General features: G+C 70.8%; 13 protein-coding genes and 8 pseudogenes. 8 read left to right on the top strand and 13 right to left on the bottom strand.

Going from position 1 to position 19,888, the window contains the following annotated elements:
• Positions 1–51: 51 nt before the first annotated feature.
• Positions 52–198, bottom strand: a complete 147-nt coding sequence (locus ABZ656_RS20805; RefSeq protein WP_180362222.1) for a hypothetical protein — start codon at positions 196–198, stop codon at positions 52–54.
• Positions 199–217: 19 nt separating this feature from the next.
• Positions 218–535: pseudogene (locus ABZ656_RS20800) on the bottom strand (transposase); the annotation flags it as partial.
• 162 nt (positions 536–697) lie between these two features.
• Between ABZ656_RS20800 and ABZ656_RS20795 the strand changes: the two are divergent.
• Both ABZ656_RS20795 and ABZ656_RS20790 read left to right on the top strand, forming a co-directional pair.
• Positions 698–940 (top strand): annotated as a pseudogene (locus ABZ656_RS20795) (hypothetical protein); the annotation flags it as partial.
• Between the two features lie 27 nt (positions 941–967).
• A pseudogene (locus ABZ656_RS20790) lies at positions 968–1,236 on the top strand (zinc ribbon domain-containing protein); the annotation flags it as partial.
• 143 nt (positions 1,237–1,379) lie between these two features.
• Here the strand turns inward: ABZ656_RS20790 and ABZ656_RS20785 are convergent.
• Positions 1,380–3,023, bottom strand: a complete 1,644-nt coding sequence (locus tag ABZ656_RS20785; protein ID WP_101402524.1) for an APC family permease — start codon at positions 3,021–3,023, stop codon at positions 1,380–1,382.
• Between the two features lie 228 nt (positions 3,024–3,251).
• Here ABZ656_RS20785 and ABZ656_RS20780 point away from each other — a divergent pair, with 228 nt between their 5' ends.
• Both ABZ656_RS20780 and ABZ656_RS20775 read left to right on the top strand, forming a co-directional pair.
• The gene (locus ABZ656_RS20780) at positions 3,252–3,521 is read left to right on the top strand and encodes a hypothetical protein (protein WP_360269687.1); all 270 of its coding nucleotides are present in this window, start codon (positions 3,252–3,254) and stop codon (positions 3,519–3,521) included.
• Positions 3,522–3,730: 209 nt separating this feature from the next.
• Positions 3,731–4,339 carry a response regulator transcription factor gene (locus tag ABZ656_RS20775; RefSeq protein ID WP_180362221.1) on the top strand — a complete coding sequence of 203 codons (609 nt, stop codon included), beginning with the start codon at positions 3,731–3,733 and terminating at the stop codon, positions 4,337–4,339.
• Between the two features lie 282 nt (positions 4,340–4,621).
• Here ABZ656_RS20775 and ABZ656_RS20770 read toward each other — a convergent pair.
• The 7 genes and pseudogenes from ABZ656_RS20770 to ABZ656_RS20740 all read right to left on the bottom strand — a co-directional run.
• Positions 4,622–5,668: pseudogene (locus ABZ656_RS20770) on the bottom strand (ATP-binding cassette domain-containing protein); the annotation flags it as partial.
• Between the two features lie 416 nt (positions 5,669–6,084).
• Positions 6,085–7,797 carry an ABC transporter ATP-binding protein gene (locus ABZ656_RS20765; RefSeq protein WP_360269685.1) on the bottom strand — a complete coding sequence of 571 codons (1,713 nt, stop codon included), beginning with the start codon at positions 7,795–7,797 and terminating at the stop codon, positions 6,085–6,087.
• Between the two features lie 149 nt (positions 7,798–7,946).
• Positions 7,947–8,060, bottom strand: a complete 114-nt coding sequence (locus ABZ656_RS20760; protein WP_101402521.1) for a SapB/AmfS family lanthipeptide — start codon at positions 8,058–8,060, stop codon at positions 7,947–7,949.
• An 81-nt stretch (positions 8,061–8,141) separates the two neighbouring features.
• Entirely contained in the window at positions 8,142–10,784 is a 2,643-nt protein-coding gene (lanKC, locus tag ABZ656_RS20755) for a class III lanthionine synthetase LanKC (RefSeq protein WP_360269682.1), read from the bottom strand.
• 189 nt (positions 10,785–10,973) lie between these two features.
• Positions 10,974–11,093, bottom strand: a pseudogene (locus ABZ656_RS20750) (IS110 family transposase); the annotation flags it as partial.
• A gap of 47 nt (positions 11,094–11,140) precedes the next feature.
• Positions 11,141–11,431, bottom strand: a pseudogene (locus ABZ656_RS20745) (magnesium-translocating P-type ATPase); the annotation flags it as partial.
• Between the two features lie 179 nt (positions 11,432–11,610).
• Positions 11,611–11,898 (bottom strand): annotated as a pseudogene (locus ABZ656_RS20740) (transposase); the annotation flags it as partial.
• A gap of 297 nt (positions 11,899–12,195) precedes the next feature.
• Between ABZ656_RS20740 and ABZ656_RS20735 the strand changes: the two are divergent.
• Positions 12,196–13,494 (top strand): serine/threonine-protein kinase, encoded by a 1,299-nt coding sequence (locus ABZ656_RS20735; RefSeq protein ID WP_101402519.1) that lies wholly within the window; start codon positions 12,196–12,198, stop codon positions 13,492–13,494.
• 7 nt (positions 13,495–13,501) lie between these two features.
• Here ABZ656_RS20735 and ABZ656_RS20730 read toward each other — a convergent pair whose 3' ends face one another.
• Positions 13,502–14,038, bottom strand: coding sequence for a hypothetical protein (locus ABZ656_RS20730; protein WP_360269742.1), 537 nt, complete (start codon positions 14,036–14,038; stop codon positions 13,502–13,504).
• 105 nt (positions 14,039–14,143) lie between these two features.
• On the bottom strand, positions 14,144–16,213 hold the full coding sequence (locus ABZ656_RS20725; RefSeq protein WP_360269680.1) for a SpoIIE family protein phosphatase: 2,070 nt from the start codon (positions 16,211–16,213) through the stop codon (positions 14,144–14,146).
• 45 nt (positions 16,214–16,258) lie between these two features.
• Here ABZ656_RS20725 and ABZ656_RS20720 point away from each other — a divergent pair, with 45 nt between their 5' ends.
• From ABZ656_RS20720 to ABZ656_RS20710, 3 genes are all read left to right on the top strand, one after another.
• The gene (locus ABZ656_RS20720) at positions 16,259–16,645 is read left to right on the top strand and encodes a hypothetical protein (protein WP_360269678.1); all 387 of its coding nucleotides are present in this window, start codon (positions 16,259–16,261) and stop codon (positions 16,643–16,645) included.
• A 172-nt stretch (positions 16,646–16,817) separates the two neighbouring features.
• Positions 16,818–17,630, top strand: a complete 813-nt coding sequence (locus ABZ656_RS20715; RefSeq protein ID WP_101402518.1) for a maleylpyruvate isomerase family mycothiol-dependent enzyme — start codon at positions 16,818–16,820, stop codon at positions 17,628–17,630.
• A 483-nt stretch (positions 17,631–18,113) separates the two neighbouring features.
• Positions 18,114–18,719 carry a dihydrofolate reductase family protein gene (locus ABZ656_RS20710; protein WP_360269676.1) on the top strand — a complete coding sequence of 202 codons (606 nt, stop codon included), beginning with the start codon at positions 18,114–18,116 and terminating at the stop codon, positions 18,717–18,719.
• Positions 18,720–18,734: 15 nt separating this feature from the next.
• Here ABZ656_RS20710 and ABZ656_RS20705 read toward each other — a convergent pair.
• Positions 18,735–19,602, bottom strand: a pseudogene (locus tag ABZ656_RS20705) (IS5 family transposase).
• Positions 19,603–19,888: the final 286 nt, after the last annotated feature.

Below are 19,888 nucleotides of genomic sequence, written 5' to 3'. Positions count from 1 at the left end.
TTCGGGCTTGGAGTTGGGTGAAGGTCGCTGGTCAGCGGGGTGGACCGAAGATCAGGTGCGAGGCTGAGTGAACAGGCCGGGTTCGGGTTCGGCGAGGACGCCCCGGACGACCAGGCGCTTCAGCTTGGACCGGATGCCTTCGGTGTGCTTCGGGAGGATCGGCGGGTCGAGGGCCTCGCACAGGTCGCGGGCCCGCAACGGGCGGCCCGCGTCGGCGAAGGCTCGGGTCGGCTAATCGCCGGTTCTTCTCCCGCAGTTGCCACCGCAGCAGGTCGTGGACGGTCTGGTCGGTGCCGTCGTCGCGCCACTTGTAGAAGTAGTACTTCACCGCCCCCGCGGGCGGCAGATCGTGGGGCAGCAGGTCCCACTGGCAGCCGCTGCGGTTCTGATACAAGATCGCGTTCACGATCTCCCGCATCGCGTATCTGCCCTGGTGGCCGCTGACCGACGGATGCGCGACCTTCCATGCTGTGATCACGGGTTCGACCAGGAGCCACTGCTCGTCGGAGACGTCACTGGAGTACGGCTTGCGCATGCTCGTGCCAGAATTCAGCGAATCGCGGACGTCTGACCGGCAACGATTCCCCAACGTACACACCATCGAGCTATGACAAGCCGGACGGAAGATCACGTACTGCACTCTGACGACCATGATGTTGACGATCCCGACGGCTCCGAAACACGCGGGCACGATGGCGTCCGGACCAAGGTCACCTGGGGCGCCGGCAGTACAGCCGCCGCCCTGGCCATGGTCTTCAAACTCGTCGAGTCCGCCCAGGAGCGATGGCGGGCCGTGAGTGCGCCCCGCCTCCTGGCTCTCGTCCGCGCGGAGTCCGTTTCGAACGCGGACACTTTGTGGAACGAGCCCAGCCGCACGTCGCATGAGCGTGGGCGCTCATGCCTATTTGTTCCCCACGACTTCGTCAAGCAGCCGAGGTGATGAGCGCGACAGTCTGGCGCCGATCTGAAGAAGGCCCTGATCGAGATGGGCCGCAAGCACCGACGGGACATCCGTCTCGTGCATCCTGCACACACCACCATGGACCGCGCATCGTGCGGAGCGAGAACCAAGCACGCACTGCCGTTGTCCGGGCGCACCTACACCTGCACCGCGAGCGGAGTCGTCTCCCCAGAGACAAGAACTCCGCCCGCGTGATGCTCGTCCGGACAGGTCTGAACCCGGTTGGTGCCGAGGGCGTAAGACCACCGGGAGCGCCGCTCCCAGAGGCGGCCTGAGCCAGGAATCCCCGCTCAGCCCTGAAGGAAGGAATCCCCTCCCTTCAAGGAGGGGAGCAGTCAAAGCCGGGACAGTGTGCTTGCGGCGCCATCCTGGAACCGGCCGCTTCGGGACCGCCCCGGTGTCAGGCAGTGCGGACGGGTCAGTGACCGCCCGCGTCGACGACCTCGATGTCCTCGATGTTCTGCTCGATCGCGTCGGTCGGCAGGGCCACGCGGATCGCCCAGTGGTAGATCGCCAGGGAGAACACGGCCACGACGGCGATGTCCGTCCACATCGGCAGGTTGCCCTGGCCGCCACCGAAGGTGCCCTGCCAGGAAATCACACCGATGCCGAGCAGGTAGACCGGCAGCCACTGGGCGGACTTCCAACTGATCCGCGGAGCGTTCGGCAGGCCCTTCTTGGACGCGTAGAGGGCGTAGCCGCCGAGCAGGAGGTAGCCCAGGACGATCGCTTCGCCCAGCTTCTCCAGGGTCTGCCAGCCGCTCCAGTAGATGATCAGGCTCGCAACGATGAACGCCAGTGGGGAGAGCACACCCCCGAGCGGCAGCCGGTAGCTGCGCTCACGGTTCGGCAGGCGCCTGCGCAGCGCGCCGAAGGCCAGTGGAGCGCCCGCGTACATCAGCACGCTGGCGGAGGTGATGAAGCCGACCAGCTGCTGCCAGCTCGGAAACGGCAGGAAGCAGACCACGCCGGTGACGAAGGACATGATCAGGCCGTACACCGGGACCCCGCGTGCGTCCGTGCGCTCGAAGACGCGCGGCGCGTAGCCGTTCTTGCTCAGACCGTAGGAGATACGGGAGGTGGAGGTGGTGTAGATCAGACCGGTGCCGCCCGGGGAGACGATGGCGTCGAAGTACAGCACCACGGTCAGCCAGCCCAGACCGACAAGGGTGGCCAGACCCGCGAAGGGGCCACTGATACCGACGAAGTCGAGCTTGTCCCAGCCCTTGGCGAAGCTGCTGCCGGGCAGCGCGCCGATGAAGACGACCTGCAGCAGGACGTAGATCAGCGTGCCGATGGCCACTGAGCCGAGCACCGCGCGAGGGATGTCGCGCTTGGGGTTGCGGCTCTCGCCCGCCAGCTGGATCGCCTGCTCGAAACCGAGGAGGGCGAAGACGATGCCGCTGGTGCTGATCGCGGCGAGCACGCCCTTGGAGCCGAACGGCGCGAAGCCGTGCGAGGTGAAGTTGCTGCTGTGGAAGTGGGTCGCAGCGAGGGTGAAGATGGCGAGCAGCGGCACGAAGATCTTCAGCCAGGTGGCAGCGCTGTTGGTCCGGGCCAGCACCGAGACACCGAGGAAGTTCACGGCGACGAAGACGCCCATGAGGATCACCGCGACGATGAAGCCGCTCGTCGTCAGGGTGCCGTTGTCATTGAGGAAGCTCTGGGCGAAGTGCCAGTGACCGGCGTAGCCGATCATGGCCTCGACCTCGATCGGCGCCACGGTCGCCGCCTGCAGCCAGGCGAACCAGCCAAAGGACATGCCTGCCAGGCCGCCGAAGGCGTAGTGCGGGTAACGGGCGGTACCGCCGGCGACGGGGAACATTCCACCCAGCTCGGCATGAACAAACGCCAGCAGCACGATCGCGACCGCGCCGATGCCCCAGGAAATCAGAGCCGCCGGGCCGGCGGCGACGACGGCGTTCTTCGCGCCATACAGCCAGCCGGACCCGATGATCGAGCCGGCGGACGCCCAGAGCAGTCCGATCAGTCCGACGTTCCGTCGGAGGGAGCTGCGGTTCTGGCTCGTGCTTGGTGGGGCGAGCTGATCGACAGATGCCATGGGGCGGCCTCACGGTGTCAGTGGTGCGTTAAAGAGTCGCCACAGGCTAGGTTCGGAATGTCACCATGCAACAGCCCATAGAGCTGAATGGTTATTTTCATCACGTCACATTCATGTTCGTCTGCGCGGCTCGGTGACCACCGCTGGACGTGGTGGATCCCGTTCGGCGACCCGCCGGCGTGCATCTGACCCTGGCGGCGAAACCATGATCAGCATGCAGTCGTCGCCGTGGTGCCGACCAAGCCGTGGTCGCGGCCGGCCGCAGTCACCCTGCGTGAGTGGGCGCTGCGGGACCGCGAACGCCGTGGCATCACCGCCGCGGTTGCGAAGCCGGGCGCCCAGCCTCGGGGGGCGGTGCCGTCCGCCGATCCGGACGAGCGGGTGTGGCGGTTGGAGGCCCGGGTGGACGAGCTCGAGGCAAGTGAGCGCAAGCTCGCCACCGCGCGGGACATACTCCGCAAGGCGGCCAAGTATCTCGCCGGAGAGGCGAACCGGTGAGGAGCCGCTTCCGGTTCGTTGACGACCATCGGAACACCTACGAGGTGAAGCGGCTCTGCCGGAAGCACGCCGCGGCGTGCGGGCGCTGCGCGTGCGCCCCCTCGCATCCTGATGGCCGGTTCTTCGCGCTCAGAAATGGTACGGGGGCCCAACAATGGGCACGCGCTCAGCATCACAGGACTGGCGTACGGCAGGCTGAAGGGGCGGCAGTGATCCAGGTACTTCTCGTGCACGACGGATGTCTCGTCAGATCGGTCCTCGCGCAGTGGCTGTCACGGGAGCCCGACCTGCGGGTGGACGACGTCCCCTGGCGCCGGGCGTCCCGTCACGTGCGCGCGTTGCGGCCCGACGTGTGCGCGGCGGATCTGGACTGCTCGGACACGGCCGGCATTCCGCCCCTGGGCGATTTAGGTCTGCGGGGCGGCGGCCAGGTCCTGCCCCGCTTACTCGTACTTGCCACTGCGAACAGGCCTGGCCTGCTGAGACGGGCCCTGGAGGCGGGCGCGCTCGGCTACGTCGACAAGACGGGGACGCCCGAGCAGCTGCTGCGCGGAATCCGGAAGGTCGCTAAGGGGGAACGTTTCGTCAGCGAGTCGCTGGGGTTCGGATTCCTCAAGGCCGCCGAGATGCCGCTGACCCGCCGGGAGCTGAACGTGTTAACCCTCGCCGCCGAAGGGGCCTCCGTCGCGGAGATCGCCGGGAGCCTGCACCTGTCCCACGGGACCGTGCGCAACTACATGGCGGCCATCACCCGCAAGACCGGCGCCCGCAACCGCATCGACGCCATCCGCATCTCCCAGAGCCAGGGCTGGCTGTGAGAGCTGCCCGGGTTCCCAGCCACCCACGAGGTCGCGGTAGAGGGGCGAGCGGCGCAGCACCTCCTCATGCGTCCCGAAGGCCGTGCGCGGGCCGTCCATCACCAGCACCCGGCCGGCGCGGCGGGCCGAGCTGATGCGGTGGGCCACGACCACCAGGGTGCCGCCCGGCCGGGCCGCGAACGCCCGCTCCGCCCGTTCCTCCGCCACCGGGTCCAGATGGCAGGTCGCCTCGTCCAGCAGGACGAGGGGGGCGGACGACAGGTACGCCCGCGTGAGCGCGATGAGCTGACGCTCACCGGCCGACAGCGCCGCGGCATCCACGCTCGCCCCCGTCCCGCCCAGGGCGTTGAGCAGCGGTGTGAGCCCCACCGCCTCGGCCGCGGCGAGCAATTCCGCCTCGGGGACGGGATCCGGCCGCAGATGGGCGAGGTTCTCCCTGAGGCCGCCGCTGAACACGTACGCCTCCTGCGGGATCAGTACGCGCCCGGCGGCGGCCTCGCGGCCCGGCACCCGGCACCCGCAGATCCGTATGTCTCCGCGTACCGGCTTCAGCAGTCCCGCGACCAGCCCGGCCAGCGTGGACTTCCCGACCCCGCTCGGCCCTACGACGGCCAGATGGGCGCCGCTGGGCAGCGCGAGGGTGAGGTCGTCGACGACGGGGGCGCAGGCGGGGCCGTAGGAGAAGGTGAGGGACGTGAGCGCGAGGGCCGGGGGCACTGCCGGGGTGGTGGGGCAGGGTGGGGGGGTGTACGGGGCGTGTTCGGTGACGGGGGGGTGGGAGACCGCAGGCGGGGGCGGCGTCAGCCGGCGCAGCAGCACGGTCAGGCGCGAGCCGCTGGTGCCCAAGCCGTGGATGAGGCCGGTGAGGGCGGGGAGGAGCGACTGGCTGACGTAGGCGAGCGCGCCGAGCACGGCGCCGGGGGTGACCCCGTGGTCGAGGAGCCAGGGGGTGCCGGCCAGGAGCAGGACCAGAGGCAGGTGGCCGCCGAGTGCGAGACAGAAGACGCGGGCCACGCCCCAACGGGCCAGGGCGCGGGCCGCCCGCTGCTCGGCGTCGGCTAGGGCGCCGGCGTCCGCGGCGATCCGGTCCTCCGCGCCGGCCGCCGTGACGTCCCGCAGCCCCGGGCAGACGGCGCCCAGGTTCTCCGCCAGGGCCTCGTCGGCGGCGAGGTACGCCTCCTGCCGTCGCGCCAGCGGACGCAGGGTCGCTGCGAACAGAGCCACTCCGGCGGCGAGCGGCGGCACGACGGGCAGCAGCAGCAGCGGGGCGAGCGAGCACAGGCCCGCCAGCGCGCCGACGGACGTGAACACGAACGAGCGCGAGACCATCACCAGGCCCGCGAAGGTGTCCCGGGCGATCTCGACCTGCTGGGTCAGGCCGGACAGCGCCCCGCGGTCCCCCTCCCGCACCCCGCGCCGCACCACGCCGGTGACGAGCCTGTCCCTGAGCGGCTCCACCAGCGCGGCGACCGCCCCGTACACCCGTCCGGTGCCGTACGCGCCGACGAGTACGCCGAGCCCGGCTGCCGCGAGCCAGCCGAGCCCCACGGCGGCCCGTCCGGCCAGGAACCCGTCGTCCAGTGCACGCGCGAGGGCGTAGCCGAGGAGGAACGTCTGACCCGTCTCCAGCACCGACCAGCCGGCGAGCCGCACCATCGCCCGTCGGCCGACGTACGGCAAGCGCAGGGCGCGCAGGGCGCGGTGGCCCAGGTGTCCGTGCAGCCGGTGGAGTCCGTTCCGGTGGGTCACGCTCCTGCCTCCTCCTCTGCGGCCCCGAACACCGCCCGGTAGCCAGGCAGCCGCCGCCACAGCTGTGCATGCGTGCCCACCGCCCGGACCCGCCCCCCGTCCAGCCATGCCACCGTGTCGGCACGGGCGGCCGTCGCGGCCCGGTGGGCCACCACCAGCCGGGTGCCGGTCGCGGCCCTGCCCAGGACGGCCTCGGTGACCTGGTGCTCGGTCACCGTGTCGAGGCTGGAGAGCGCGTCGTCGAGGACGAGCAGACGACCGCGCTGGGCGAACGCCCGGGCGAGGCCCAGGCGTTGGGCCTCGCCGCCGGAGTGCGGGGCGTCGGCGACGGGCGTCGCATAGCCGTCGGGCAGGCGGCGGACGAACGCGTCGGCGCAGGCCGTGCGAGCGGCCTCCCGGACGCGGGCGGGAGAAGGGCAGCGCAGCCCCAGGGCGATCGTGTCCTCGACGGTCGTGCCCAGAAGGGCGGGGCGGTCGAAGGCGTACGCGACCGCCGCGCGCAGTTCGGCGCGGGAGAGGGCGGGCAGCGCGACGCCGTCCAGCAGCACCTCGCCGGTGTCCGGGTCGGTGAGCCGACCCGCGAGCGCGGCCAGCAGCGACTTGCCCGCACCGGAGCGGCCGACCAGGGCGAGCGTCGTCCCGCCGGGCACGACGAGGTCGACGCCGTCGAGCACCGTGCGTGCGCCGCGTCGGGCGCTCACCCCGCGCAGCTCCAGGTGGCCGGGGCCGTCGGGCGGCAGACTCCGGTCCCCGTGCGCAGGGGCGGGTTCCGCCAGGACCTCGCCCAGGCGGCGGGCCGCCGTGCGGGCGCGGACCAGGCCGGAGAGCTGCCCGACCAGCACGCCGACCCCGGTGGCGAGGACCGCGTAGCGGGAGGCCGCCAGGACGTCTCCGGCGGAGAGCCGGTGCCGGCTGAGCAGCATGCCCGCCACGGCCACGACGGCGAGGTGCAGCAGAGGCGCCACCGCCACCGCCCGCGCCGCCGCCCGCCCCTGTACCCGCCACATCCGCCGACCTGCCCGGGAGAGTTCGGGCAGCGGTCGCAGGATCCGTTCTGCTTCCCGGTCCGCCGTACCCGCCGCGCGGATGGTGCGGGTGCCGCCGACGGCCTCGGCGAGCGCGGACGCGATGCGCCCCTGCACCCGCTGGTAGTCGGCCACGCACGTCGAGGTGTCCCGGGCCAGGGAGCGCAGCAGGAGCGCCAGCAGCGGCGCGCCGGTAAGGAACGCGGCCGCGAGCCACGGGTCGATCACACCGAGCGCGACCACGCCCCCCACCGGGCCGGCGAGTGCGGCCAGCAGCGCGGCGCGGGCGCCGGGCGCCGTGCCGGCCTGGGCGGCGTTTCCCACGAGTCGCGCGACGAGGTCGCCGGGACCGAAGCGGAGCGTCGCACGCGGCCCCAGGGCCAGGACGTGACCGGTCACCCGGCGGCGCAGGAAGGCGGTGGTGCGGGCGTCGAGGGTGCCGGCGAGCACGGTCTCGCACGCGTCGAGCCCGGTCAGCAGCAGGACGAGAGTCGCGCAGATCAGCACCCAGCGGGTTGCCGGGGCGTGGGCGAGCAGGAGGTCCAGGGCCCGGCCGAGGGCGGCGGGCAACAGCAGTCCCGCGCCTGTCGCCGCCACGCTCACCAGGCAGAGCGCCGCCCAGCGGGGCCCGCTGTGCCGGCTCGCCGCGGTGAGCAGTCCACCGGTCGTCGGGTCCATCGACATCGCGCACCCCCTCGGAGCTTCCGCGCCTCTGCGTTTCTGCGTTTCCGCCCGATCGGGCGGACGACCCCGGGCGGCCCCATCCCTCGCGGGAGCGGACCGCCCGGAGTGTTCAGCGTGAGCCGTTCGTCAGAGCGTTCGGCACCGCTTCGTCAGAGACAGAGCAGAACGCTGGCCGCGCTGATGCACGACAGGAGGCTGACGGTGCTGTTGCCGCCGCCGGTGTGCTCGTCGGATTCCATCGTCTGCAGGTCGAGCAGGGCCATGGTGTGTCCTTTCGTCGGTGTCGGTTTTTCGTCCCGTGGGGACAGGGTTGCGTCACGACTCCGCCGGATGGCAGAGCCATGTCATAGGGGCCGCCGATGCGGCGGCGGAAGGAACGGCAGGTGCGCGGCAACGCCCTCGTCGCCCGAGCCGAAGGCTGCGGCGAGGGCGAGCAGCGCGCCCGCCGTTCCAGTGGCGAGGTCCATGGAAAGGCGCATCATCTGGTGCCCGGGGAAGGCGAGTTGGCCCTGGTACGGCATCGCCGACCAGCCCAGCCCGGCGATCTGCTCGTCGAGCCGCGCCCGCGTCGCCCCCGGCGCGGTGGTGCGGGCGAGGTGCAGGATCATCCCGGCACGTCCCTGGAAGAGGCCGGGCTGCGCGTAGAAACGGGAGGTGGCCGCAGTGAGGATGCCGGCACGGGCCCGCGCGAACTCCGCGCCGGCGTCCGGAACGTGCGCCGCATAGTCGTCGAGCATGAGCCCCACGCCCACGCTCCCGTCCCCGAGATACGGCATGGTCCGCCACCCCTCGTCGACCTCCACCGCGCCCCCTTCACGCTCGGCACAGCACTCCAGGTCCCGCCGCAGCGCCACGCCGACCGCCTCCAGCAGCGCACGCTCGCCGGTCTCCTCGTACCGCCGGAGGAGGAACAGCGCGGGCCCGCTCGCGCCCCGCATCAGCCCGGCCCGTCGCCGGGGCGCGGCCGGCGCCGGTTCGGCGAGGCGACGTACGAGGAGGTCGGCGGCCTCGGCGGCCCGCTCGCGCAGTTCCGACTCGCCGGTCGTGGCGGCCAGTCGCCCCAGCACCAGGCCGAGGCCGGCCAGGCCGCCCTGGAGGTCCGAGGACAGATGCTGCCAGCGTTCGCGCAGGATACCGTCGACCAGGTCGAGGGCCCGCTGCCGGTGTCCGAGCAGGTCGAGGGTGTGGGCGACGCCCGCGAGACCGTCGTACAGACCGAGCGGGGTGCCCGTCGGGGCCGGGGCAGTGTGGTCCAGGAGCCAGCGTTCGCCCTCGTCGTGGCGTTCGGCGCCGGCCGCCGCCAGGGCGTACAGGACGCCGGCCGCGCCGTGCGCGAGGCCGAGGCCGCCGCCGTCGGAGAACTGGGCGACGTCGCCGGGGTAGAGCCGGTCGTCGCGCTCCGGGGTCGCCGAGGCGAGGATCGCCTTGATCATCGAGTCGCGGCTGTGCGGCCAGTCGCCCGGCTCCACCCGGGAGGCGGGGGCCGACGGCACCCGCTCCGGCGCGCCGGTCCCGCCGACAGGGGCCCCGGTGCCGCAGACATCGCGGGTGATCTCCGCGACCGCCTCGTCCAGGAACTCCCTTGGCACGTCCGGGAACTGCTGCGCGATCACCTCGGCCAGATGGGCCGCCTTGCCCCGGTCCACCACGAGCAGCGTGGTGACGGGCAGGAACAGGGCGAGCCGCAGACACGCCAGCGCGTACCGGTCGACGTCGGCGCCCCGGCGGTCCGGTGGCGCGAAGAACCCGGGATGCGCCACGACCTGGCGGCCGTTCTCCTCGGCCGGGGCGGCCGCCTCGAAGTCGATCAGGAACACCGACTCCTCGTCGGGCGCGACCATGATGTTGAAGACGTGCAGGTCGTTGAAGACGATCCCGCGCGCGTGCACCTTCTCCACCGCGCACTCCACCGCCCGGTGGATGCTCACCGCCCATGCCGTGTACGCGGCGACGGCCTGCGGGTCGGGGTCGGGAGAGAGCAGCGGGTGCCGTTCGGCGAAGAAGGAGTTCAGCGGGCGCCCCGCCACGAAGTCCATGACCAGGAAGCGGTGGTCGCCGAGGGTGAACCAGTCCCGCACCTCGGGCACCACCCCGGTCCCCGCCACTGCCTCCAGAGCCCGCTTCTCCCGCTCGAGCCGGGCGATCGCGTCCGCCCCGTCCGAGGCCAGCCCCGCGTGCGGCCGCCCCTCTTTGAGCACCACCTTGCGCCCATCCCGGGTGTCGGTGCCGGCGTAGACTCCGCCGCCGTTGGAGAAGTGCAGCGCCTTCTCGATGCGGTACGGCAGCTCACCCACCGTCGTGGTGTTGCGCGCCGCGAGGTGCGACTCGAGGAACGCGGGCAGCGCCACCCACTCCGGCACCTGGAAGGACGGCGCCCGCCGGTCCGGCACCAACGTGCCCGAGCCGTCGCGCACCGCCGGCACGAGCGAGCCCCGCTCGTCGACGACGTACATGCGCGCGAACGCGCCGTAGCGGACGTACAGCGGCCCGTCGTGCCAGCGCAGGTCGGTGAGGATGTAGGGGCCCTCGAAGCCCTCCAACAGGGAACCCAGCTCGCGCAGGACCGTGTGCAGCTGCTCCTCGTCGGCCGGGTAGACGGTGACGAACTTGCCGCTGGTGTCGCGGCCCGCGTACTTGGTGTTGCGCAGATGCAGCAGATGCGGGCCCGGCACGAACTTGAACGGGATGCGGCGGGGGAAGCAGTAGTCCCACACAATCGCCGCGATCCGATCGGCGTTAGCCCGGGTGGCCGAGGCGTGGATCTTCCAGCCCTGGGCCGGCGCCGGCGCGCCGTCCGCGCCGAGCGGCGTGAGTGTCAGCCAGTCGCCGACGCGGGCCGTCGCCCAGCCCTCCGGGATGGGCCTGCGTGCCGTCTCGAACAGGGGAACAGTCCCCTGAGCCGCCCCTGCGACGCCCGTCGCCAGCCGGTCGGGTGTCTCGTAGAAGTGCGCGTCCGCCAACGCGTACACCTCGTACCGCTTGTCCATGCCTCCCCTTCCGTGGCCCGCCCAAGAGACTCGCAAGCCGGCCTGGGGCACCGACAGTCACGACTGTCACGAGCTCACTGTGCGAAACGCACGGGTAAAGACATGTTCGGCTCGTTTCGATCCCGGCCCCGCACCGCCTCCTGGACACATGTGCTCCGCAGGTTGCTCTCGTGGGGCGTCGGGCCAGGCCCATGCCAACAGATCCCGACATCCGGCCCGGGTCGCCGGGAACGATCGTGTGGCCGGCAGGGCACCCAACACGGTGAGGACAGCGGCAACGTGGACGTCCTTATGCGTATCCACGCCCAGAACGAGTTCACAGCTCCTGTGTCGCGCTGCCCGGCCGTACGCCCGTGGGCGGCGGCGAGTTGCGTCTCCGCTCCGGTCGCGACGACGACCGCGGTGGCACTGCCGGAGGAGACGCTGCTGCCCTGGAAGCACAGCTGCGGCTGCTCGAACATCCCGATGCCGTCCGGGTGGAAGATGTCCGCGGCACTCTTCACGACGGGCGCCGATTCCCCCGTCAACACCGCCTGATGGACGGTCAGTCCGCTCGCGCGCAGCAGTCGCACATCTGCCGGGACCAGATCGCCCGCGCTGAGCTTGATGATGTCGCCGGGGACCAGCTCATCCACAGGAATCTCCTTGAACAACGTGCAGTTGCAGCGCGTCGGGAATCCCAACTGGGCCCGCAACGCGACGCTGCGCCGGTTCATCGACAGCCTCGAACCGGCCAAGGGCCGCTCCGCCGGGCCGATCCTGCTTCTGCAGGGCGAACGGGACCAGACGGTTCCGGTCGAGGTCACGACCGGCCCGCTGCCCCCGCCCGGGTCTTGTCCGAGTCGTAGCCGGCGTCCAGGTGCACGGTGATGTCGTCGGGTAACGGCCCCAGGTCGTCCTGGCGGTCCAGGGTCGGGGCGAGCAACGGGGAGTCGTGGCGGTTGGCGCCGGCCAGGACACGGCCCAGGGGTATGCCGTATCCGTCCGTCATGCCTGAGCGTTTGAGGCCCTGTTTGCCGCGGTCGACCGGTGAGCGACCGGCCACCTCGCCGCCTCCGGGCGCCTTGGTGATGGAGCCGTCCATGGCGTTCTCGTCGAGGACGAGGCCGACGATCGGTGAGCGTCTCCGAACACGAGCACAACCTGACCAGCCCCGCGGGCACGACGGAGCGTCCGCAGGAGGTTCGGGTGAAGTTCTCCCCGGTCAAAGGTGTCTCGATTGGGCGGTACTGCACAGTGCACGACGGTTCGCAAGCGCGGTGGCACGGACGAACACCCCGAAGAAGATCATGTCGCGGTCGGCCTGCCAGTAGGCTGGGGCCGCTGCGGCACCCCCACCATCATCCGTCCCCTCGCGGGGACATGGCCTGCAGCGGTCGAGTCGTCTCACTGCGTGAGGATGAAGTAACAGGTGCTGATAGCGGGCCGGTACCGGCTGCAAACCACCATCGGACGGGGCGCGATGGGAGAGGTCTGGCGGGCGTACGACGAGACACTCGGCAGAGCAGTGGCAGTCAAGCTCCTGCTCGCCCAGAACTCCGACCCCACCGCCTCCTCTCGCTTCCGCCTGGAGGCCCAGACCGCGGGCCGGCTCAGCCACCCCCATGTGGTCGGCGTCCTCGACTTCGGCGAGCAGGAGGGCCGTCTGTTCCTGGTGATGGAGCTGGTCGCGGGCGACAGTCTCGCCCGCGTGCTCTCCCAGGCAGGATCGCTGCCCGCCGAGGAGGTGGCCCTCATCGCCGCCCAGGCGGCCGCAGGGCTCGCCGTCGCACACGAACAGGGCATCGTGCATCGGGACATCAAGCCCGGCAACCTTCTCCTCGACGCCGACGGGTCCGTGAAGATCGGCGACTTCGGCATTGCGCGCTTCGTGGACGACCCGGGTGCCGCGCTCACCGCGACCGGTCAGATCGTCGGGACCAGCCTGTACCTGGCCCCCGAGCGCGCCCTCGGCAAGCCCGCCGGACCGGCGTCCGACGTCTACTCGCTCGGCTGCCTGCTCTACCAACTCCTCACCGGAAGACCGCCGTTCCACGCCGACAGCGCCGTCGCGATCCTCCACCACCACCTCGACACGGCCCCCGTACCACCGCGGGAGCTCGGCGTCGGTCTGCCGCCCGCCTTCGAGAACTACCTGCTCGGTCTCCTCGCCAAGCGGCCCGAAGACCGCCCCACGGCACGTCAGACGACCGAATGGTTCGCCGCAGGTGCCTGGAGGGGGCGCCCCGAGCCCCTCCCGGCAGCCGCGCCGCTCATCGCGCCGGAGATGCCGCGTTCGACCGCCTCGGGGGCGCTCGCAGGGCCCGGAACGAACACGGCCGGAGCGGCCCCCGGCTCCGCGACCACGTACGCCTTCCCGTCCGCCGTTGGCAGCACCGCTGGAGCCCACCGGACGCCGCGTCGGCAGCGCTCGGGACTTCGCGCCTTCGTCGTACACCGGTCTAGGACGGTGAGCACCGTCGCCGCGCTGGTGGTCTTCCTCGCGGCGCTGCTGGTCGGCATGACGTGGTTCTCCCCCGACCACAGCTCGGCGGAGACACCACCGACGGACCCGCCTCGCACCACGAGCCCCGCCCCGGGCACGTCCTCGACCCTGAGCACTCCCCCGACCGGTGGTGAGGAGCCCGGCAACAGCGCAGACGACAGCTCTGGCAGGCAACAGCACACCCAGAAGGGGAAGAACGGACACAGCAAGGACGACAAGGGCTGATCCCGCGTCACAGCACTCGCCGCAAACCCGGCAACCGCCGCAGCCCGGCAGATCGTAGTAGCCCCGCAGCAGGAGCTGTTGGTTGGCCTCGCTGCGGCGGGCCGGCGCCTCGGGGCCGAACATCGGCTCGTCCAGGTTGGGCTGCATCACCCGCTCCAGCAGCAACGGCCCAAGGATCAGGCAGCGCATCTGGAAGGGCGCCCACTCCTCGTCGGGCGCCTGATCCCCGTGGGCCTCGGACCGCCCCTCCGTCTCGGCACGGGCGCCGGGCAAGAAGGCGGCCGAAGAGTTCCGCGCTCGCCGCGCTGTCCTCCAGCAGGACATGGCGCAGGTAGCCACGCAGCACCGGGTCCGCGCCGAAGACCCGGGCGGAGACCTCCCCGAGCGAAACCATCGGGCCCCTGCCGGTTTCCACGGAGTCCAGGTCGCGAAGCTGCTCGCCGATGCGGTCCAGCACGTATTCGTCGACCGCCGCACGCTGGCCCTGCTTGGAGCCGCTGTGCCGTGTCACGAGCGCCGGTGAGAGGCCCGCCGCGGCTGCCATCGACCGCGTCGAGGTCGTCGCGAAGCCGTGCTCGGCGAACAGCTCCAAAGCTGCCTCGCGCAGCCGTGCCCGCCCGGTCGGATCACTCTTCTGCGCGGCCGGGGTTCAACCGGTGCTGGGGTTGAGGCGGGCGGCGAGGAGTGCGATGTCGTCGTCGACGGAGGCGGGCGTCAGGTGGATGAGCAGGCGGTCGCACAGCTCGTCCAGGGTCGGGGCGGGTTGTTCGAGGAGATGGGTGAGTTCGGCGAGTCGTTCGTCGATGTCGCTGCCGCGGGCCTCGACGAGCCCGTCCGTGTACAGGACGAGGATGCTGCCGGGTTGGAGGGTGACATCGGTGGTGGTGAAGGGGGTGCCGCCGACGCCGAGTGGGACACCGGGTGGCACGTCGAGGAGGCGGGCGGTGCCGTCGGGTGAGACGGCGGCGGGCGGGGGGTGCCCGGCGCGGGTGATTTGGCACCGGCCGTTCGCGGGGTCGATGACGGTGTAGAGGAAGGTGGCCAGCATCGGCTCGGTGAGGTCTTCCAGTGCGGCTTCCAGCTGGTGCAGCAGGTTCTCGGGTGCGAGGTCGAGCCGCGCCAGTGCGCGGACGCTGGCGGAGAGCCGTCCCATGACGGCTGCGGCCGCGGTGCCGTGTCCCATGACGTCGCCGATGGCGAGCGCGACCTTTCCGCCGTCGAGTCGGATCACGTCATACCAGTCGCCGCCGACTTCGTTGACGTCGCTGGCGGGCAGGTAGCGGTGGGCGACCTCCATCCCCGGGAGCTGGGGAATGTGCTGGGGAAACAGGCTTCTTTGAAGCACCAGGGCGGTGTCGTGTTCACGGCGGTAGAGACGGGCGTTGTCCACGCAGATGGCGGCGCGGGCCGCGAGTTCGCCGGCGAGGCTCACGTCGTCGTCCGTGAACGGGCCGACGGGCCGGCTCCGGTACAGGGTGCCGAGACCGAGCACGACACCGCGGGCGATCAGCGGCACCATCATGAACGAGTGCACGCCCTGCTCGAGAAGTTGTGCGGGCGCCGGTGAATGCCGGGCCGCTGGGGCGATGGCCTTCTTGTCCAGGTGGGCAATCATGAAGGTCTCGCGGTCGGCGAGGACCTGCGTGTAGGGCGCTCCGGCAGGGAAGATCAGGGTTCGCCCGAGCGGGGCGAGGATGTCCGCGATACGTGAGCCGGCCAGGGGAGCTTTCCCGAGGCGGCGCAGAGCGGTGCCGCCGACCAGGCCCGGGCCGAGGTCTGCACCGGTGGTGAGGGTTTCCAGGACGTCGACGGTGACAGCGTCCGCCAGGTCGCGCGCGGCGACTTCCGCGAGCTCCTGCGCGGTGCGTTCCAGGTCCAGACTGGTCCCGATCTTGACGCTCGCCTCATTCACCAGGGCCAGGCGGCGCCTACCTGCTTCCGCTTCCAGCTGGTCCTGTTGTTGGGCGGTGATGTCGATCAGGAAGGCGGTCAGCCCGATCGGTCGGCCGTCGGGGTCCTCCAGCCTGACATAGGAACACGACCAGACGCGCTCATGGCCGGGATCGGCGTGGGTGCGGCCCGTGCGGCGAAAATCAAGGACCGGCTTCCCGGTGACCATGACCTGCCGCATCGCGGATTCCATCTCGGCCGCGTTCACCGCGGGCAACACCTCCACTACGCTGCGTCCGATGTGGGCATTCTCCTCCAGGCCGTTCATGGCCTGGAGAGCCTGGTTCACGCGCAGGAACCGCAGCTGGGTGTCGAAGACGGCAATGCCGACGGGAGAGCGGACGAACAGCCCCTCCCACACCGCGGAGGAACCGCGGATGCCACGGGCGGTGTTGGCGTCGGCAGCGAAAACCAGCACGGTGGTGCCGCCGCGGTGGCGGGCCGGGACGGGCGCCGCCCAGATCTCCAGCTCAAGTGGATGTCCGTCGCGGTGCCAGGCGGTCACCGTGGCCATGACCCCATGGCCGGCGGTCGCGCTGTCCCACAAGGACCGGCCGAGGCTGCGGTCGGCGCCGGGGTGCAGCAGGTCGGCGATGGGCCGACCCACGACCTCCCGCGACGGATACCCGAGCAGAGCCTGCGCCCCGTGATCCCAGCGCACGATCGTCCCATCGGCGTTCGTGGCCACGACCGCGACCCGTAGCTCCCCCAGCCAGCCACCCGCATCCCAGGCAGCACCACCGGCCACATCATCCACGGGTACCCGCATCACCACACTTCCCATCTGCCCCGCACAGCCTCTCTTCCAGTATCCGTGCGGATCCGCAGCCTCGCGCTTCAGCGCGAGGCTGCGGATTGCCTGCCGACCTGGCGAGGTGGTGCTGAACGCCGCACGGCCACTGCCGTCAAGGGCGGCCCCAACCAGACCGATCCCGCCGCCTTCGCGGCCGCGTTCCGCGAGATCGTGACGCGCGCCCACGCCCGCGGCATCCGCATCGTCGGCGGCACGATCACTCGGTACGGCGGCAACGGCGGCTGGACCGCGGCCCGCGAGGCCGTACAGCAGCCCGTCAACGACGCGACCCGGTACGACGGCATCTTCGACGCGATGGCGGACTTCGACGCCGCCGTCGGTGACTCCGACGTTCCCGACCGGATGCGGCCGGGCTTCGACTCCGGCGACCACCCGCACATTCAATGACGCCGGACTCCAGGCGATGGCCGACGCGATCGACCTGACCAGCACACTGACTCGATTTTTCGTGTCAGCGTCCTCTGTGGGACGCGACCCCCTCGGATTTGCCTTCGAGTGGACTCCAGCCTCCAGACTGACCACGACAAGATCCGTGCTGCGGACAGAAGGACGGCAGTAGATGGAGACGACGAGCCAGACGGGGCATCCTCTGCCCTACGACACCTACCGGCAGGCGATAGAGCGGGAGACCCTGCAGTTTGCCGAGGTGGTCAAAGGTGCGGACCCCGCGACCGCCGTGCCCTCCTGCCCCAACTGGACGCTGGCCGAGCTCACCCGGCACGTGGGAGCGCTGCAGCGCTGGTTCTGCACGCTGCTGACCCGGCTGGTGCAGGAGCCTCCACACAGTCGCGACGTGGAGCTGGGGCTGCCGGAACGTGCCCAGGATCATGCCGACTGGGTGGCAGCGGGCGTACCCCAAGTGGCCGCCGTGCTGCGGGCCACGGATCCCCAGGCGGTGATGTGGGCGTGGGGTGAGGACCAACACGCGCGGTTCTGGGCCCGCCGGATGCTGTTCGAAACGCTGGTGCACCGGGTGGACGCGGAGCGTGCCGTCGGCCGGAGGTCGGACATCGATCCCGCGCTGGCGGCGGACGGGGTTGACGAGTTCCTCGTCAACCTGCCCTACGCGGGCCTCTTCGCCCCGGCCGTGGCGAAGCTGCGGGGCAACGGCGAGACCATCGCCTTCCAGTGCGCGGACTCCGCCGGCGAAACCGGCGAGGAGTGGCGGGTGCGGCTGGATCCGGACGGTTTCCGACTGCTGACGCGGGCCGGAGCCGGAGCCGCGCCATCCAAGGCGCAGGCGGCAGTACGGGGGCAGTCGGCCGACCTCCTCCTGCTGCTCTACGGGCGGCGGTCGTACCAGGAGACCGTCTTCGACATCTCAGGAGAGGTCACGGCACTCGACTGCTGGTTCGCCCACACAGCCTTCTGATCCGCGCCAAGGAGCGCGCTGGTGGAGCTCGGCGACGGGCTCGACGACCAACGGCTCCCCTTTGAGCTCGTTCCCGAACCGCTTGCCCGACCCACCGTCCGCACTCAGGAACCAGCGCGTCGGCAGGTGGGGCCAGAACTCACCCGTACAGCCAGACGTTGCTTCGGGCGGATCCGCCCGAAGCAACGGGTCCCGACTCCGCGGACATGGTCCCAATCTCGAATGATCTGGATCGATTCGCTCGTCGCCTCAGGCGATCTGGTTCACGTGAACGTGCTGTGCCGGATCGATGAAGGTGGCGGAGTCCCGCAACGGTGAGGGGCACGGAGCCCCGCGCCTGCACACGGGGGAGAGCCGACGCAGGGGTATGCGGGCAAGGATGACGGGGATCGTTCCCGACGGCCCCTAGTCCTGCGCCACGGAATTTCCGCCGATGAGTTTCCGGCGGTTGTGCCGTCTACCCGTCGACGAAGGGAGCGCACCATGCGCGAGATCACCGTTTGCACGTTCCTCACGCTGGACGGCGTCATGCAGGCGCCGGGCGGTTCGGACGAGGACGCTGAGAGCGGCTTCGAGCACGGCGGCTGGCAGAAACCGGTGGCCGACGACGAGGTCGGCACAGCCATCGCCGGCTGGTACGAGCACTCCGACGCGATGCTGCTCGGCCGCAAGACGTACGAGATCTTCGCGTCGTACTGGCCGACCGCCGATCCCGACAACCCGTTCACCCATCGGATGAACAGCATGCACAAGTACGTGGCGTCCCGGACCCTGACGTCCGTCGAGTGGCAGAACTCCACGCTGCTGGAAGGCGGCATCGTCGATGCCGTACGCCAGCTGAAGGCGTCCGACGGCGGCAACATCAACGTCGTCGGCAGCGGCGACCTCGCCCAGACCCTCATCCAGCACGGCCTCGTCGACGAGTACCGGCTGACCATCCATCCGGTGATCATCGGCACCGGCAAGCGGCTGTTCGCCGACGGAGCGATCCCCACTGCGCTGGAGCCCGTCAGCGTCTCGACGACGAAGGGCGGCACCATCGTCGGCGTCTACCGGCCGAACGGTAAGCCCAGCTACGACAGCTACTAAGCGGTTTAGTTCAGATCACCGAGCGGGCCAGAGAAAGATGCCCGCGACGTGGAGTCCGGCCAGGTAGATGGTCGCGGTCTTCTCGTAACGGGTGGCGATGCCGCGCATCGCTTCAGGCGGTTGATGCACCGCTCAACGGTGTTGCGCTGCTTGCGGGTCTCGCGGTCGAAGGCCGGTGGCCTGCCGCCCCGGCTTCCCCGCCGCAGTCGGTGACGTCGCCGGTCGGCCGGGACGGGGATCACCGTCCGGATCGCGCTTGCGCAAGTAGCTGCGGATCGCGCGGGAGGAATACGTCTTGTCGGCCAGGACCATGTCCGATCTGGTGCGAGGCCGTCCACGGCGGCGGGGAATGCGCAGGCGTGCCATCGATTCCATGAAGGCGGGTGCGTCGCCTGCCTGTCCGGCGGTGAGATGGAAGACCAGCGGCCGACAGCGGTTGTCGGCGGCAAGGTGGTTCTTCGTGGTCGGTCCGCCGCGGGACCAGCCGATGGCATGGTCGTCCGGCTCACCGGCCGGGCCCCCTGTTGTGGGCCCCCGCCGCGTGCCGGCGAGCCCGCACGATCGTGGAATCCACTGAGACGGCCCAGCTCAGGTCCTCGTTCGCGTCGGCCTGGGCCACCAGGGCAGTGAACACCCGCTCCCAGGTGCCATCGACGGCCCACATCCGCGGCCAGTTGTAGACACCTCGCGAGTTGCCCTACTTCCTTCTCCGGCAAATGAAGCCACTGGACTGGGTACCCGTCTGAAACTTGAAGGCGATCGCGTCGATCACCTCACGATGGTCCCGCCGACGGCCACCCCGCTTCGGCGTCCGGTCCGGGAGCAACGGCTCAATCCGCGCCCACTGAGCATCAGTCAACGGCACACCCGGACCAACGACCAGCTGATCCAGTCGACAGACCCTAGGTGAACCCCTGATCCCTGCGTCGGGGCGGGCGGCCCATTGTTCCGGGAAACCCCCTCCTCCCCCGGGTGGATCCCTCGTACTGGCGTGGACGGGCACCATCGTCCACACCTGTACGACGGGGACCACGGGGAACAGCGAGGGCGGGAGAACGATGAGGGGCTCACGATTCGGGGCGTTGGCGCTGCTGACGGTATGCGTGCTGGTTCCCACGGCGGGCGGTGCGGGGGCCCCCCCCCCCCCCCGGGGGCCCGAAAGGAAGAGC

The sequence above is a fragment of the Streptomyces sp. NPDC007095 genome, assembly GCF_040634475.1.
Lineage (GTDB): Bacteria > Actinomycetota > Actinomycetes > Streptomycetales > Streptomycetaceae > Streptomyces.
This window is presented reverse-complemented; position numbering and strand designations above follow the sequence as displayed.